The organism is Microbacterium sp. STN6, from assembly GCF_026410545.1.
In the GTDB taxonomy this organism is placed as follows: domain Bacteria; phylum Actinomycetota; class Actinomycetes; order Actinomycetales; family Microbacteriaceae; genus Root112D2.
The window spans coordinates 261,864-278,059 of the sequence record NZ_JAPMIT010000001.1 but is presented as its reverse complement, the minus strand read 5'-3'; the positions used below and the strand labels follow the sequence as shown (position 1 = coordinate 278,059).

The 16,196-nt window shown below is 68.3% G+C and carries 11 protein-coding genes; 6 read left to right on the top strand and 5 right to left on the bottom strand.

Annotation, left to right across the window (positions count from 1 at the left end; translation table 11 throughout):
* Positions 1-34: 34 nt before the first annotated feature.
* Entirely contained in the window at positions 35-1,159 is a 1,125-nt protein-coding gene (locus OSC27_RS01245) for a substrate-binding domain-containing protein (RefSeq protein ID WP_267179597.1), read from the bottom strand.
* Entirely contained in the window at positions 1,156-3,195 is a 2,040-nt protein-coding gene (locus OSC27_RS01240) for a heparinase II/III domain-containing protein (protein ID WP_267179596.1), read from the bottom strand. The genes OSC27_RS01245 and OSC27_RS01240 overlap by 4 nt, the downstream gene beginning before the upstream one ends.
* Positions 3,196-3,357: 162 nt before the next feature.
* Between OSC27_RS01240 and OSC27_RS01235 the strand changes: the two genes are divergently transcribed.
* The 6 genes from OSC27_RS01235 (at position 3,358) to OSC27_RS01210 (ending at position 9,901) form a co-directional block, all read left to right on the top strand.
* Positions 3,358-4,377 carry a hydroxyacid dehydrogenase gene (locus OSC27_RS01235; protein WP_267179595.1) on the top strand — a complete coding sequence of 340 codons (1,020 nt, stop codon included), beginning with the start codon at positions 3,358-3,360 and terminating at the stop codon, positions 4,375-4,377.
* A gap of 102 nt (positions 4,378-4,479) precedes the next feature.
* Positions 4,480-5,763, top strand: a complete 1,284-nt coding sequence (locus tag OSC27_RS01230) for an ABC transporter substrate-binding protein (RefSeq protein ID WP_267179594.1) — start codon at positions 4,480-4,482, stop codon at positions 5,761-5,763.
* A gap of 89 nt (positions 5,764-5,852) precedes the next feature.
* The gene (locus OSC27_RS01225; RefSeq protein WP_267179593.1) at positions 5,853-6,773 is read left to right on the top strand and encodes a carbohydrate ABC transporter permease; all 921 of its coding nucleotides are present in this window, start codon (positions 5,853-5,855) and stop codon (positions 6,771-6,773) included.
* Entirely contained in the window at positions 6,773-7,684 is a 912-nt protein-coding gene (locus OSC27_RS01220; protein WP_267179592.1) for a carbohydrate ABC transporter permease, read from the top strand. The genes OSC27_RS01225 and OSC27_RS01220 overlap by 1 nt, the downstream gene beginning before the upstream one ends.
* A gap of 5 nt (positions 7,685-7,689) precedes the next feature.
* A complete protein-coding gene (locus tag OSC27_RS01215) occupies positions 7,690-8,376 on the top strand; it encodes a DUF624 domain-containing protein (protein WP_267179591.1) in 687 nt (228 codons plus the stop codon).
* A gap of 589 nt (positions 8,377-8,965) precedes the next feature.
* Positions 8,966-9,901: a hypothetical protein gene (locus tag OSC27_RS01210; protein ID WP_267179590.1), complete on the top strand. Its 936-nt coding sequence runs from the start codon at positions 8,966-8,968 to the stop codon at positions 9,899-9,901.
* Positions 9,902-10,174: 273 nt separating this feature from the next.
* Here the strand turns inward: OSC27_RS01210 and OSC27_RS01205 are convergent, their stop codons facing one another.
* From OSC27_RS01205 to OSC27_RS01195, 3 genes are all read right to left on the bottom strand, one after another.
* Positions 10,175-11,377, bottom strand: coding sequence for an acetate/propionate family kinase (locus OSC27_RS01205; RefSeq protein WP_267179589.1), 1,203 nt, complete (start codon positions 11,375-11,377; stop codon positions 10,175-10,177).
* On the bottom strand, positions 11,374-13,479 hold the full coding sequence (gene pta / locus OSC27_RS01200; RefSeq protein ID WP_267179588.1) for a phosphate acetyltransferase: 2,106 nt from the start codon (positions 13,477-13,479) through the stop codon (positions 11,374-11,376). The genes OSC27_RS01205 and pta overlap by 4 nt, the downstream gene beginning before the upstream one ends.
* Positions 13,480-13,563: 84 nt before the next feature.
* Positions 13,564-16,143 carry a phosphoketolase gene (locus tag OSC27_RS01195; protein ID WP_267179587.1) on the bottom strand — a complete coding sequence of 860 codons (2,580 nt, stop codon included), beginning with the start codon at positions 16,141-16,143 and terminating at the stop codon, positions 13,564-13,566.
* Positions 16,144-16,196 lie beyond the last annotated feature (53 nt).

The window sequence follows — 16,196 nt, the reverse complement described above, 5'->3', positions numbered from 1 at the left end:
CACTTCTTCGAATCACGGATGCCGGCGGCCGGCCTCACTCAACGGGCACCGCTTCGGGCAGCACCGACGACTCGCGCACGACCAGCTCGGGGTTCAACTGAACGTGGTGCACGGGTCGCTTGCGCCCGCCCTCGAGCCGGGCGATCAGAAGCTCGACCGCCTCCCGGCCGACCGCCTGCTTCGGCGGGCGCACAGCGGTCAGGGCCGGCTGCGCGAAATGCGCCACCTCGTCGTCGTATGCCACGACCGCGATGTCCTGGGGAACGCGCACGCCCCGATCCACGCAGTGCTGCACGAACGCCACGGCCTCGGGATCGGAGTGGATGATGAGCGCGGTTGTGCCGGTCGCCTCGCACCGGTCGATGACCTGGTCGAGCCCGGTCTCGCGGTCGGTCACGGTGAACCCGATCGACTCGTCGTAGACCACGTCGGTCGGCAGGCCCAGTGAGGCGACGGCCTCGCGCCAGCCGCGGCGCACCGGGATCGAGGTAGGGCTTTCGGCTTCGGAGAGCAGGCCGATGCGCTCGTGGCCGGCGGCGTGCAGGTGGCGCACCGCGAGGCCCGCACCATACGCATGGTCGGTTGCCACCGACTCGAGTCGGCGCGCAGCCACCGCCTCCGGTGCGCGCCTCTCGATGAGCACGACCGGCACGGGCTGCGCGTCAAGCCAGCGCAGCAGCTCGGCACCCGCGTCGCCCGCGACGTTCGGTGCAAGCACGAGACCATGGATGCCCGGCGTGTTCAGCAGCGCCTGGATCTGCTTGCGATTGTCGCGAACGTCGTACGACGAGCCGCGCAGAATGAGCTGGCACTGCGCCTGCGCCGCGGTGGCCCGGGCGCCGTTGATGACCTGCGGGTAGTAATAGTCGAGCGAGGGCACGACCATGCCGATCGTGTAGCGGCTCGTGGCGCCGACCCGTTCCAGGCTCTGGCCGAGGCTGCGCTCGATGGTGCTGCGCAGCGTCGCCCCGCCGTGCACGCGCGTCACGAGGCCCTGCCCGGCGAGCGTGTTGATGTCGCGGCGAATCGTCAGCTCGCTCACGGCGAGAAGGTCGGCGAGATCTCGCACCGACACCGAGCCGTGCATGCGCAGCTCGTCCATCACGCGCTCGCGCCGTTGCAGGGCGAACAGCGGTGGCCCATCGTGTCTCTCGCTCATTGCCCCGCCCCGATCGTCATCGTCATGCTTCCGCGCACGCCCTCACTTCGCCGGTCGCCGACTGCGGGGATCGACAGCACGAGCCGGCTCAGCGCGCTTCCCCACACGGCGACGAGCAGCGGATCATCCAGTTCCCACCGCTCGATCGCCGCCGTGACCGGGACCGCGCCGCCCCCGTCGCCCCCGTCCCCCGCGCCTCCTGCGCCAGACCCGTGCCAGCGCAGCACAAGCTCGCGCCCGCCCTCGGGCTCGCCGACGACCGCGGCCGCGCCTCCATCGATGAGCCGAACCACCCCGGCGAGCAGGTGGTTGATGCGCACACCGTCGAAGGGTGCGCCCGGCGTGGCGGGCAGCCTCCACTCGTCCGTCACGACAACGAGTTCGGCGGACCGGTCGAGCCGAGCTTCCCGTCGCCAGGAGGCGCCCTCGCCCAGGTCATACGCGCTCGCGAGCTGCATGCGCAGGGCGTCGGCTGCGGCATCCGTCACCGGTGTGACCTCGGTGGCACGGTATCGGTCGCCCGCACGCTGCTCCACCCCGAGCGGCGACGGCGTGTTGTGCCAGCCGCTCTGCATCACGCGGATCTCGTACCGCCTCGGCCCGAAGGTCTGTGCCGTGTAGGTTGGCTGGCCCGCGTCAACGATGCGCGGCCGCCCGTCGAGCGCGATGATGTAGCTGCCCACGTCGTTGTGATTGTGGTGCTCGCCGTTGTGCCCGCCCTTGACGGCGAGCGCGAGGCCCTCAGTCGAGCCCTGCTTCTGCCGTGTGACCAGCACCTGCACCGAGGGCAGCCACGTGCGTTGCACGAGCGGCGCAGTGCCGGGCCGCGTGTGCACCCAATGCTCGTCGAACAGCGCCCGAAGCATGCGCCCGAGCCCCGCACCCTCGTCGGCGACCGGCGCGCCGGGCACACGGTGAGCGGATGCCTGCGCAGCGGCCTCCTCGTCACCGAGACGCCGCCCCCAGTGCTGCAGCATGTGCCACGGCAGAGCCGGACTGCGCCTGGCCGAGCCGTCGGCGTGGTTCACATACCAGTCGCCGCCGAGGTGCATGCGGTGTGGGAAGCGCGTGACCGCATGAATGACGCGGATGCCGGTGGCGTCGAGCGCGCCTCCGGTGGCATCCTCGAGCGTCTGCACCATCTCAAGCGCCCGGCCGGCGCCGTTCCACCAGTACGCGAAGCCCTCGTCGATGGCGCCGTCGGGCGGGAGGGACGCCAAGTAACGGTCGAGCCCCTCGATGGCGCGGGCCACGACCTCGGCCCGCTGCTGCCGGTCATCGACGAGGAACAGCGCGGCGAGCGTGACGTTGCCGTGGATCCAGGGATTCCAGTTGTGCACGTCGCCGTCGAGGCCAAGCCAGTGCCAGTCCCGGCGGGTGAGGAACGGCTCGATGACACGCAGGCGGGTCTCGTGGCGCATCCGCTCGCGAAGCCCGGCAATGCGTTCGTCGAGCCGGTCACCGAGCACCACGTCGGCCCACGCCAGCTGAGCGGCCACCTCGCCGGCACCGAGGTCGAGGTAGGGCGAACTCGCGGTGGGAACGACGTGGCCTTGGGCGGTGAAGGTGTCGTCGTGCGCCGCCCATGACCAGCTGCTCTGCTCGCACAGCAGGGCGATGCCGTCGCCCGCCTCGTCGATCCAGCGCGGATCGTCGGTGAATGCCGCCATCAGCACCGCGCGAGTGAGCCGATGCTGACGGTCGGCGACCAGGCTCTCGTACTGGGCGCGATCGCCGTCGCCCTCGCGGAAGTAGCGCGAGTAGTGCGACATAAGTGGCTGCGGCCAGGCGGTGCCGAGTTCGAGGTTGGCGCGTTCCGAGACGGCGGCGAGGGTGGCGGAATCCCGGCTCTGCCACGCCGGCCTGTCGGTTGAGGAGGCGATGTTGCTCGCGCGCGGTGCGCTGCGAATCAGGTCGACGAGAGCGGCGGGCAGCGCCCTCTCGCCCCAGTGCTCGGCAAGCGGGCCGCGGAACCGTTCGCCTGTGGCGTCGTCGGCGCGATCGTCGAGGCCCTGCAGTCCGGAGTGTGGCGTCATTGCGTCTCTCGTGTTCGAATGTGTTCTTTTGTGATCGAGTTGGTGCTTGTTGTTTGACTGCTTTCGGCATTGAGTATCTACTGATTTCCGCACGGTCGCAATCACCTTCTCGGGTGGGCGGCCGCGGCAGCCCATGAAGCCCCAGGAGCACCGAGAGCGACAATGACACAGCCCAACCGACCCGAGGCACTCATCGTGATGGACGCGAAGGCGTTCTCGGCGCAGTTCGATGCCGCGCGGCTGACACGCCTCGGCAGGCTCGCTTCTCTGGACGAGCCGGTATGGACAGACGATCTCGATTCTGCCGACCTCGCCGAGCGCCTCGCGAATGTCGAGGTGCTGCTCACGGGTTGGGGGGCGCCGCGCCTCACCGCGGAGCGCCTGGCCCGCATGCCGCGGCTCACGGCCATGTTCCACTGCGCCGGCACCATCCGCTCGCTCGTCTCAGAGGAATTCTGGGAGCGCGGAATCCTCGCCTCCAACGTCGCAGACGCCAACGCGATCCCGGTGGCCGAGTTCACCCTCGCCGCCGTCATCTTCGCGGGCAAAAAGGCGCCATTCCTCGCCGCGGATGCGCGCACCCATCGCGAGGACTGGAGCTACCTGAACACCCGCGGCGAGCTCAGCAACCTCGAACGCACGATCGGCGTGGTCGGCTTCTCGCGCGTCGGCCGCCGGGTCGTCTCGCTCGTGCAGCAGCTCGAGGGCGTCACGTGCCTCGTCGCCGACCCTTACGCCGAACCGGGCGAGGTGCGCGCAGCGGGCGGCACGCTCGTCACGCTCGATGAGATGCTCCCTCGCGTCGACGTTCTCTCCCTTCATGCCCCCGAACTGCCGAGCACGCGTCACATGATCGGGGCCGCCGAACTCGCCGCACTCAGCGACCATGCCACCGTGATCAACACGGCCCGCGGCTCGCTCGTCGACACGGCCGCGCTCGAGCGCGAGTGCGCCTCCGGCCGCCTCGGCGCCATTCTCGATGTGACCGAGCCCGAGCCGCTGCCGGCCGACTCGGTGCTCTACGACCTGCCCAACGTCATGCTGACGCCGCATGTCGCCGGCTCCCTCGGCTCAGAGGTGCACCGCATGACGGATGCCGCACTCGACGAACTCGAGCGGTACACCCGCGGCGTGCAACTGCGCGCCGGCCTCTCCCACGAAGATCTGAGGCTCAGCGCATGAGCATCACCCTTCCGTCGGCATCGGAGGTGCATCCGGCCTAGACATCACTTTCTCCCCGCCCCACAGCAGCAGAACGTTTGACACATAACAAAGGAGTTATCCATGCGAATGAAGCGCACCCTCGTGGCCGCTGCCGGCATGGCCGCCACGGCACTCGTGCTCGCCGGCTGCGCCGGCTCGCCGAGTGACGGCGGTTCAGCCTCCAACGGCAAGACGACGTTGTCGATCTCGGTCTGGAACTACAAGCAGACACCCGAATTCAAGGCCCTGTTCGACGCGTTCGAGAAGGCCAACCCGAACATCACGATTCAGCCCGTCGACATCCTCGCCGCAAACTACGAGGACAAGGTGACCACCATGCTGGCGGGCGGTGACACGACCGACATCATCACAGTCAAGAACCTCACCGACTACGCCGGTTACGCCCAGAAGAAGCAGTTCGTGAACGTCGAAGGCCTCGTCAAGCAGCTGCCGGCCGACAAGATCCCGGCGCTGACGAGCTACGCGGTCGACGGCGCACAATACGCGGTCCCCTATCGCCAGGACTTCGCCATGCTCTTCTACAACAAGACCATGTTCAAGAACGCGGGCGTGGCCGAGCCGACGAACCTCACATGGGACGAGTTCGCCTCAGACGCGCAGAAGCTCACGTCGGGCAGCGGCAGCGACAAGGTCTACGGCGCCTACATTCACACCTGGAACTCTCTCGTGCAGGCCTACCCGGCGGCGCAGAAGTCGAACGCCAAGTGGGACACGGGAGACTACGGCTGGATGAAGGACCAGTACAAGCTCGTGCTCGGCATGCAGAAGGCCGGCACCATCATGGACTGGGGAACGGCAAGCAGCCAGCAGACCAGCTACCAGACCATGTTCGAGACGGGCAAGGCGGCCATGGTTCCCATGGGCAGCTGGTTGATCGCCCCGCTGCTGGCAGACAAGAAGGCCGGCACGAACGACATCGACTGGGGAATCGCGCCGGTGCCGCAGCTCAAGTCCGGCACGAAGATCACGAGTATCGGTGGCCCCACGGGCTTCGGCATCAACAAGAACTCGAAGCACCAGGACGCCGCCAAGAAGTTCCTGACGTTCGCCGCCGGTGAGCAGGGAGCCGACGCCGTGGCATCGATCGGCATCGTGCCCGCCTACCACAGCGACGCGATCACCACGAAGTACTTCGCGCTCGATGGGATGCCGCAGGACGACCTGTCGAAGAAGGCGTTCAACCCTGATGTGATCAAGCCGGATGGCCCCACCGGTCCGAACGCGGCCGCGATCGGCAACATCCTCAACCAGGAGCACCAGCTCATCATGACCGGAAGCAAGTCGGTCGACGACGGCATCGCCGAGATGGAGAGCCGCGTGAAGTCCGAGGTGCTGCACCAGTAGCATTCGGGCAGCCCGCGCCTGCGGGTCGGTCGGCAACGTGAAGGCCGACCCGCAGGTCGCACCCGGACACCAGGAGACGTGCAGAGAGAATGACAACCCTCACCCAACGCGCGAGCGTGACGCGCAGGCCGACCAGTCGGTCGCTCCGCCGGCGACGGATTCTCGTCGGCTGGAGCTTCATCCTGCCGAACTTCCTCGGCTTCGCGCTCTTCACGCTGATCCCCGTGATCGCCGCGTTCGTGCTGGCGTTCATGCACTGGGATGCCTACAACCCTCCGACCTGGGCCGGCATCGACAACTTCGTGCGGCTCGTCGGCGACAGCAACTTCCACGTCGCCTTCACCAACACGGTTCTGTACGCACTCGGACACGTGCCGCTGACGCTCGCCCTCTCGCTCGGCCTCGCGCTACTGCTGAACCAGAAACTGAAGGGCATCGCCTTCTTCCGGGTCGCGATCTTCTTCCCGTACATCACCTCGCTGGTGGCCATCGCCATCGTGTGGAACATGCTGTTCGACCCGATCAACGGACCGATCAACCAGTTCCTGCACATGATCGGCATCGCCAACGCCCCTGGCTGGACGGCGAGCACCGGGTGGGCGCTGCCAGCGGTCATCATCACCAGCGTGTGGCGCGACATGGGCTACTACATGGTGCTGTTCCTCGCCGGGCTCCAGGCGATCCCCTCTGAGTACTACGAGGCCGCCGAGGTCGACGGGGCCGGCCGCTGGCAGAAGTTCTGGAACGTCACGTTGCCCTCGCTGCGGCCCACGACGTTCCTCGTGCTCGTGCTGCTCAGCGTCTCCAGCTTCAAGGTCTTCGACCTCATCTTCGTCATGACCCAGGGAGGCCCCGGTCGCGCCACACTCGTGCTGTCGCAACTGATCTACCAGGACGGCATTCTCAACGGCCAGTTCGGCTACTCCTCGGCCATCTCGCTCGTGCTGTTCCTCATCGTGCTGGTGGTCACCGTCTTCCAGTTCAAGATTCAGCAACGGCGGGAGCGCTGATGTCCACGCTCACTTCAGACCTCACGCAGGAGCTCGAGACGGCGCACACCCACCCGAGTCCGCGGCCATCGCGCAGGGGGCGTAGGCGCATCCGCTCTCGTCTCGGCAAGGCGGCCATGTACGTGGCGCTCTCGGTGCTGCTCATCGTGGTGCTTCTCCCCTTCATCTGGATGCTGTCGTCGTCGTTCAAGCACGACAACCAGGTGCTCACGGTGCCGATCCAGTGGGTACCCGAGACGTTCGTGTGGAGCAACTACGCGCAGATCTGGAACAAGATCCCGCTGGCCGGCTACCTCGGCAACTCCGCGCTGCTCGCGATCGTCATCACGTTCCTGCAGGTGCTCACGGGCAGCTTCGCGGCGTACGGCTTCTCGAAGGTGAAGTTTCCGGGGCGCGACGCCCTGTTCCTGGCGTACGTCGCGACGATCGCCGTTCCGTGGCAGGCGTACATGATTCCGCAGTACGTCATGATGCAGCACGCGGGGCTGACGAACACGTTTACCGCGCTCATCCTGCTGCAGGCATTCGGCGCATTCGGCGTCTTCCTCATGCGGCAGTACTACATGACGATCCCCGACGACCTGAACGAGGCCGCGCGCATCGACGGGCTCAATGACTACGGCATCTGGGCCCGCATCATCCTGCCGTTGTCGAAGCCCGCACTCGCGTCGCTCGCGCTTCTGACGTTCGTGAACACGTGGAACGACTACATGGGGCCGTTCATCTACCTCTCGAGCAACAACCTGTGGACCGTGCAGATCGGGCTTCGCTCGTTCATCGGCCAGTACTCGGCGCAGTACGCCATGATCATGACCGGTTCGGTGATCTCCATCATCCCGATCTTCATCATCTTCCTGTCGGGGCAGCGCTACTTCATCAGCGGCATCGCGACGAGCGGAATGAAAGGGTGAGCGCCGTGCCTGCCCGTCGACGCCGCCTCTTCGCCGTGCGACAAGAGACGTTCGAGTCAATCTTCGGCCACGTGTACACCGCGCTCATGATCAACGTGTCGCTCATCGCCGCGAACCTGCCGCTGGCGATCATGGTGTTCGCCGTGCCGGACCCCCTCGCATCGTGGCCGTTCTTCATGCTGCTGTCGCTCACGCTCGCGCCGTCACTGGCCGCGGCGTTCGGCGCGTTCAAGGCGGCGCGTGATGACGCGGCGCCGCATCCGCTCGGTGCGTTCTGGCGCAGTTACCGCCGCAATGCAGGCCGGGCGTTCGTCGTCGGGCTGGGCGTCGCGGTGATCGTCTCGGCGATGCTGTTCAACCTGGCGCTGTTCGGGGCGAACACGTACGCCCCGCTGTTCGCGCCCACGCTCGTGATGATTGCTGCCGCCGCTGTGGCGGTCGCCGTGACGGCGCTGGCCGGCTTTGCGATGTATGAGCGGGTGTCGGCGGCTGCCATCGTGAAGGCCGCGGTGTACCTGGCGGTGCGCCGGTGGTACTTCAGCGTGATGGCGCTCGTGCTTCTGGGGCTCATCGCGGCCGCCGTGCTGGTGCAACCGGTGCTCGGCGCGTTCCTGGTGCCGAGCGTGCTGCTCTTCGCCGTGTGGAGCAACGCGCACTTCGCGTTCACGAAGGTGGTGGAGCAGGCGGGGTGAGGTGGGGTGGGCGTCGCCGCCCGTCGCCCGTCACCCGTCACCCGTCACCCCGTCACCCGTCACCCGTCACCCGTCACCCGTCACCCGTCACCCGTCACCCGTCACCCGTCACCCGTCACCCGTCACTCAGCAGGAGAAATCGAGCGATACCCCGCTCTCGGCCACCGTTTCCGCGGCGTGTCGGCCGATTCCTCCTGTTGAACGACGCGGTGACAGAGTGGCTACAAGTGCGCAGCGCGTCACATCCGTGCCGCCCGGCCCGTCGCCGCCTCCCGTCGCCCGCCGTCGCCCCGCCCTTCGCCCTCGCCTGCCGCCCACCGCCACGTCTCCCCGCCCTTCACCCTCTCCCGTCGTCCACCGCCACCGCCACCTCTCCCTGCCCTTCACCCTCTCCCGTCGCCCGCCGCCACGTCTCCCCCGCCCTTCACCCTCGCCCGCCGCCCAGCGCCACGTCTCCCCCGCCCTTCACCGTCGCCCGCCGCCCAGCGCCACTCCTCCCTCCCCCTCCCCAGCACGGCGGTTCCGGTCAGTTTCCACAGATTCGATCGTGAGGACCGCCGAGCGCCGTGGCTACCGCAACAGTTGACGGATGCCGCAGCTCATCGATCTCATGAACTCCCTCGGCCAGGTTGCCCGCGGCTCGACGCTGGCGCGCCTCGGCGTAACGCGAGGCGCGCTGTCTCGAGCGCTGGCGGACAGCACGCTCTTCCGCGTGCGTCGTGGCTGGTTCGCGACCGGACTCGCCGACTCCGACCAGTTGCGCGCGCTCGCGCTGGGCGGCCGAGTCGGCTGCGTGAGCGCGCTGCACCGATGGGGCGCGTGGGCTGGCAAGGGCAACCGGCTCCACGTGCAGCTCGCACCGAATGCCTCACGGCTGAGTCGGGAGCGCGCATCCGCTCTTCTTGGCAGTCTGGCTCCGGTGCCTGCGCCCGGTGCGCGGGCGCGGTCCGAGGGCGATCCGCTACAGATTCGTGCTCCCGGCATGCCGGTTCTGCACTGGAGCGAGCGAGGGTCGGCCGGGCGGGAGCTCGACTGGCTTGAGCCGCCACAGAACGCGCTGGCCCAGGCGCTGCGCTGTCAGGATGCGGAGCACGCCCTCGCTTGCATTGATTCTGTGATTCACCATCACCTGCTCACGCCCGCCTCCGTTCGCAGCGTGGTGCTGGCACTGCCGCGCCATCTGCATCCACTACTCGACGAGATCACGCCGGCCGCGGAGTCCGGGTGGGAGACGATCTTCATCCGCCGAGTACGCGCAGGCGGATACCGGGTGCGGCCCCAGGTGGTGATCCCGGGCCTCGGCAGGATCGACGGCATCATCGAGGAATGCGTCGGCTTCGAGGTCAACGGCATCGCGTTTCACAGTGGGCCAGCCCAGGTACTTCGCGACACAAGCCGAATTCTCGCCGCGCAGCGGTGGGATCTGCCGATGATCAGCGTGAATCCTGACCACATCGACGGCGACTGGCCCGGCACCTGGGACGCGATCGTTCGGGTAGTCGAGAGCGCTCGTGCACGCAGCTGATCGCAGTGATGCACGCAGCCTGCTGCGGTAGCGCACTGCCGCCGTAGTGCACCCCGCTGCAGTAATCAGGAGCAATCGGGCGGCGTGCCGACGAATCAGCGGACGCAGCCGGCGTGTCGGCCGATTCCTCCTGCTGAAACGCGGGTGGTGCTGGGTAAGGTCGCGGCGTCACGCTGTGCAGGGCAGCGCGACGGGTCGCGGCGTCACGCTGTGCAGGGCAGCGCGACGGGTCGCGGCGTCACGCTGTGCAGGGCAGCGCGACGGGTCGCGGCGTCATTCCGCCGCGGCCTGCGACACCTCGAACGTCTGGCGCGCGATCTCGAGTTCCTCGTTGGTGGGGATCACGAGCACCGCGATTCGCGAGTCGTCCGTCGAGATGCGGCGCGCCTCGCGGCTGCGGGCGCCGTTGCGCTCGGGATCGAGCCGGATTCCGAGCTCTTCCAGGCCCTCGAGGGCCGCCTCGCGCACGAACGCCGCGTTCTCGCCGACACCCGCCGTGAACGAGATGACGTCGACGCGCCCGAGTTCGGCCAGATACGCGCCGATGTAGTGCTTGAGCCGGTGCGCGTACACGTCGAGCGCGAGCCTCGCGCCCTCGTCGCCGGATTCCGCGGCCGCGTGCACGTCGCGCATGTCGAGGTTGCCCGTCATGCCAAGCATGCCGCTGTGCTTGTTGAACATCTCGTCGAGGTCGTCGGAGCTCGCGCCGGTGCGCCGCTGCAGGTGCAGCAGCACTGCGGGGTCGATGTCGCCCGACCGCGTGCCCATCACGAGCCCCTCCAGCGGCGTCATGCCCATGCTCGTGTCGACCGACTCGCCGGCGCGCACCGCGCACACCGATGCTCCGTTGCCCAGGTGCAGCACGATCTGGTTCAGCTCGCCGAGGGGGCGCTGAAGAAAGCGCGCCGCCGCCTCGGAGACGAACTTGTGCGAGGTGCCGTGGAATCCGTAGCGCCGAATGCGGTACCGCTCGGCGAGCGCGGGGTCGATCGCATACGTGTAGGCGGCCGACGGCAGCGTCTGGTGGAACGCCGTGTCGAACACCGCAACGTGCGGGATCTTCGGGAACGCCTTCTCGGCCGCCCGAATGCCCTGCAGCGCGCCCGGGTTGTGCAGCGGCGCCAGCTCGGACAGATCCTCGATGTTGATCTCGACGAGAGGCGTGACGATCGTCGGCTCGAAGAACCGCTTGCCCCCGTGCACCACGCGGTGCCCGACAGCGAGCGGCGGATGCTGCGCAAGCGACGGTCCGTACTGCTCGAACGCGTCGAGCATCACCTGGAAGCCCGCGGTGTGGTCTGCGATGGGAAGATCCCGCTCGTGGGTCTCGCCCGCGGCATCCGTGTGCCTGGTGTGCCCGGCAGGCTGGCCGATTCGCTCGACGAGGCCGCTCGCGAGCGTGTGCTCGGATTCGATGTCGATGAACTGGTACTTGAACGACGAGGACCCGCTGTTGACGACGAGGATGTGGGTCATGAGGCGGCCTGGATCGCCGTGATTGCGACGGTGTTCACGATGTCTTCCACTGTGGCTCCTCGAGAGAGGTCGTTGATGGGTTTGCGAAGGCCCTGCAGCACCGGCCCGATCGCCACCGCCCCCGCACTCCGCTGCACCGCCTTGTATGTGTTGTTGCCGGTGTTGAGGTCGGGGAAGATGAAGACCGTTGCGCGCCCGGCGACCTGCGAGTTCGGCATCTTCGACTTGGCCACGGCCGCATCGGCTGCGGCGTCGTACTGGATGGGCCCCTCGACCGGCAGCTCGGGCCTGCGCGAGCGCACGAACGCGGTGGCCTGGCGCACCTTGTCGACGTCTGCGCCCGAGCCGGATTCGCCCGTCGAGTACGAGAGCATCGCCACGCGCGGCTCGATGCCGAACTGCACCGCCGTCTCGGAGGCGGACACCGCGATGTCGGCCAGCTGCTCGGCCGTCGGGTCGGGGATCACGGCGCAGTCGCCGTAGACCAGCACCCGGTCGGCGAGCGCCATGAGGAACACGCTCGACACCACAGACACCTCGGGCCTCGTCTTGATGATCTCGAACGCGGGCCGAATCGTGTGAGCGGTGGTGTGGGCGGCACCCGAGACCATGCCGTCGGCGAGCCCCATGTGCACCATCATGGTTCCGAAGTACGACGGGTCGGTCACGGTGTCGGATGCCTGCTGAATGGTGATGCCCTTATGCGAGCGCAGCCGGGCGTATTCCTCGGCGAACTTCATGCTCAGGACGGGGTCGAAGGGGCTCAGCACCTCGGCCGCCGAGATGTCGAGGCCCAGCTCGATGGCCCGCGAGCGCACCTCGAACGTCTCGCCCAGAATGGTGAGGTCGGCCACGCCGCGCGCGAGCAGTCGAGCGGCGGCGCGAAGGATGCGGTCGTCGCCCCCCTCGGGAAGCACGATGTGTCTGCGCTCGGCCTTCGCCCGCTCCAGCAGGCCGTATTCGAACATGAGCGGCGTGACGACCTGCGCGCTCGAGAGGTTCAGCCGGTCGAGAAGCCGCGCGGCATCCACGTGTGTGGTGAACAGCGCCAGGGCGCTGTCGTGCTTGCGCTGGGAGTCCGCGGCGAGTCGGCCGCGGGCGTTGGTGATGCGCACCGTCGTCTCGTAGCTGCCGAGCTCGGTGCCGATGATCGGCAGGGTGGATCGCACGCCGGTGATGAGTCGGTCGATGGGCTCGGGCAGGGCGAAGCCGCCGTTGAGCACGATGCCGGCCACCGACGGGAAGGTGCCGGAGCCGTTGGCCATGAGCACGGCCAGCAGCACCTCGGTGCGGTCTGCCGGCACGACCACGACGCTGCCCTCGATGAGGCGCGGCAGCACGTTGTTCATCGACATTGCCGCCACGACCACCGCGAGCGCCTCGCGCCCCAGCAGTTCGGGATCGCCGCGCAACAGCGTGCCGTCAATGGCCTCCATGACGCTGCGCATGGTGGGCGCGACGAGCACCGGATCTTCGGGGATCGCCCACACGGGAACGTCGGCCGGCGCACTCGCCCCGATGCCGGCCACGATGCCGTCGAGCTGCTCGGGGTCGGCCCGGTTGGCCACGATGGCGAGAACGCCTGCGTGCTCGTCGCGCAGCTCCGCGAGGGCGATGTCGGCGAGCTGGTGCATCTCCTCGGGGCTGCGCGCCTCGCCGCTGCCGAGGCGCTCCCCCGTGCCGCGCGGCACGCGGCCGCCGAGCACGAGCAGCGCGGGCGAGCCGAGGTTGGCGGCGATGCGCGCGTTGTACCGCAGCTCGGTCGGTGTGCCGACATCCGTGTAATCCGAGCCGAGGATCACGACCGCGTCGCACTGGGCCTCCACGGCCTTGTAGCGCTCGACGATGAGGGCGAGCGCGGCATCCGCGTCACTGTGCACGTCGTCGTAGGTCGTGCCGATGCACTGGTCGTAGTCGAGGTCGACCCCGTCGTGGTCGAGCAGAAGCTGCAGCACGTAGTCGCGTTCAACGGTGGAGCGGGCGATGGGGCGAAAGACGCCGACGCGAGCGACCGACCGTGCGAGGGTGTCGAGCACCCCGAGGGCGATGGTCGATTTTCCGGTGTGGCCCTCGGCCGACGTGATGTAGATGCTTCTCGCCACGGTTCTCCGTTCGCCTTGTGCCCGTCTTCCATCTAAGCCGTAGTGGCCGCGACGCGCCAAGCGGCCGTGTTCTTGTGCGCCCGGCTACGTGTTGTCGCCGCCGGTCGCGTCGGCTCGGGGGCCGGCGCCCACCTGCTCCTCGGCCGAATCCTGCGCGAGGCCCGGCCCCGCCGAGCCGCTCCACGTCCAGTTCACGACCTCGGGCAGATCCTCGCCGTGCTCGCGCGTGTAGAGCCGCGCGCGCAGCCGGGCGTCGAGCATCTCCTGCCGCAGCCCCGCGAACCGGGAGGCGAGGCCCGGAGTGCGGTCGATCACGTCGATCACCAGGTGGTACCGGTCGATGTCGTTCAGCATCGCCATGTCGAACGGCGTCGTCGTCGTGCCCTTCTCCTTGAACCCGCGCACGTGAATGTTGTCGTGCCCGTGCCGGCGGTACGTGAGCCGGTGGATCATCCACGGATACCCGTGATACGCGAAGATCACCGGCTTGTCGCGCGTGAAGATCGCGTCGAACTCGGTGTCGGCGAGCCCGTGCGGGTGCTCGTGCTCCGACTGCAGCCGCATGAGGTCGACGACGTTCACGACGCGCAGGGCGAGCTGCGGCATCCGCTTTCGAATAATGGATGCCGCGGCGAGCACCTCGAGCGTCGGTATATCGCCGGCCGCCCCCAGCACTACGTCCGGTTCCTCGCCGTCGCGCTCGGTGCCCGCCCACTCGAAGATGCCGAGGCCGCGGGCGCAATGCGCGATCGCGTCGTCAATGCCGAGCCAGGCGGGGGCAGGCTGCTTGCCCGCGACGACGACGTTCACGTAGTCGACCGAGCGCAGGCAGTGGTCGTAGGTGGAGAGAAGGGTGTTGGCATCGAACGGCAGATAGACGCGAACCAGGCTGGCGCTCTTGTTGACGACAAGGTCGATGAAGCCCGGGTCCTGGTGCGAGAAGCCGTTGTGGTCCTGGCGCCAGACGTGGGAGGAGAGCAGGTAGTTGAGGGAGGAGATGGGGGCGCGCCACGGGATCTCGGCCGAGGCCTCGAGCCACTTGGCGTGCTGGTTGAACATGGAGTCGACGATGTGGATGAACGCCTCGTACGAGTTGAACACGCCGTGCCTGCCGGTGAGCAGGTAGCCCTCGAGCCAGCCCTGGCACTGGTGCTCGCTCAGCATCTCCATGACGCGGCCGGCGCGGCGCAGGTGGTCGTCGGTGCCGACGACCTCGGCGTTCCACTGCTTCTCGGTGTGCTCGTAGACGGCGGGCGCGAGCCGGTTCGATGCGGTCTCGTCCGGCCCGAAGAGGCGGAACGTGTGTGGATTTTGGTCGATCACGTCGGCGAGCCAGGTGCCGAGCACCTTCGTGGCCTCGGCCGTCGTCGCGCCGGGGGCCCGCACGCCGACGGCGTAGTCGCGGAAGTCGGGCAGCCGCAGCTGCTTTCGCAGCAGGCCGCCGTTGGCGACGGGGTTGGCGCTCATGCGCCTCTCGCCGTCCGGGGCGAGAGCCGTGATCGTCGCGACCGGCGCCCCGTCGTCGTCGAACAACTCGTCTGGGCGGTAGCCGGCGAGCCAGCTCTCGAGCAGGCGCGTGTGCGCCTCGGTGTCGCGGGCGTTGGCGAGCGGCACCTGGTGGGCGCGGTACGTGCCCTCGACGCGAACGCCGTCGATGACGGTGGGGCAGGTCCAGCCCTTCGGGGTGCACATGATCAGCATGGGCCAGTGCGGATAGCGCGCTGGCGCCGACGCGGACGCATCGGTGGCCGAGGCGGGGCCGCCTGCGGGCGGCGGCGACCACGTCTCGGCTGCGCCGGCGGGATCGGCCCGGTAGGCGCCGCGCGCTGCATCCGCTTTGATTCTCGCGATCTCGTTGAGAATGGTGTCGAGCGTCTGCGCCATGCGCTGGTGCACGTCAAGCGGGTTCTCGCCGTCGAAGCCGCCCGAGACGATGTGCGGGGCGTAGCCGTAGCCGCGCATGAGGTCGAGCAGTTCGTCTTCGGGGATGCGCGCGAGCACCGTGGGGTTGGCGATCTTGTAGCCGTTCAGGTGCAGGATCGGCAGAACGACGCCATCATGCTCGGGGTTCAGGAACTTGTTGGAGTGCCAGCTGGTGGCGAGCGGGCCCGTCTCGGCCTCGCCGTCGCCCACGACCGCGGCGACGAGCAGGTCGGGGTTGTCGAACGCGGCGCCATACGCGTGGCTCAGGGCGTAGCCGAGCTCGCCGCCCTCGTGGATCGACCCGGGCGTCTCGGGCGCCGCGTGGCTCGGAATGCCGCCGGGGAACGAGAACTGGCGGAACAGTTTTCGCATGCCCTCGACGCTGCGATCGATGCCGGAGTAGATCTCGCTGTACGTGCCGTCGAGCCAGGCGTTCGCCACCATGCCCGGGCCGCCGTGCCCGGGCCCCGCAATGTAGATGGTGTTGAGGTCGCGTTGACGGATGGCCCGGTTCAGGTGCGCATAGACGAAGTTGAGGCCTGGCGTCGTTCCCCAGTGGCCGAGCAGGCGCGGCTTGATGTGCTCGCGGCTGAGCGGCTCGCGCAGCAGCGGGTTGTCGAGCAGGTAGATCTGGCCGACGCTCAGGTAGTTGGCGGCGCGCCACCACGCATCGACCTGCGCGAGCGTCTCGTCGTCGAGTGGCGCGACGTCGCGTGCCTGCCAGATTTCGCTCTCGGTCATGGCGCCTCCCAGCGCGCCGCGGTGAAAAGGCGGCACGGTTCCCAGAGTAGGAA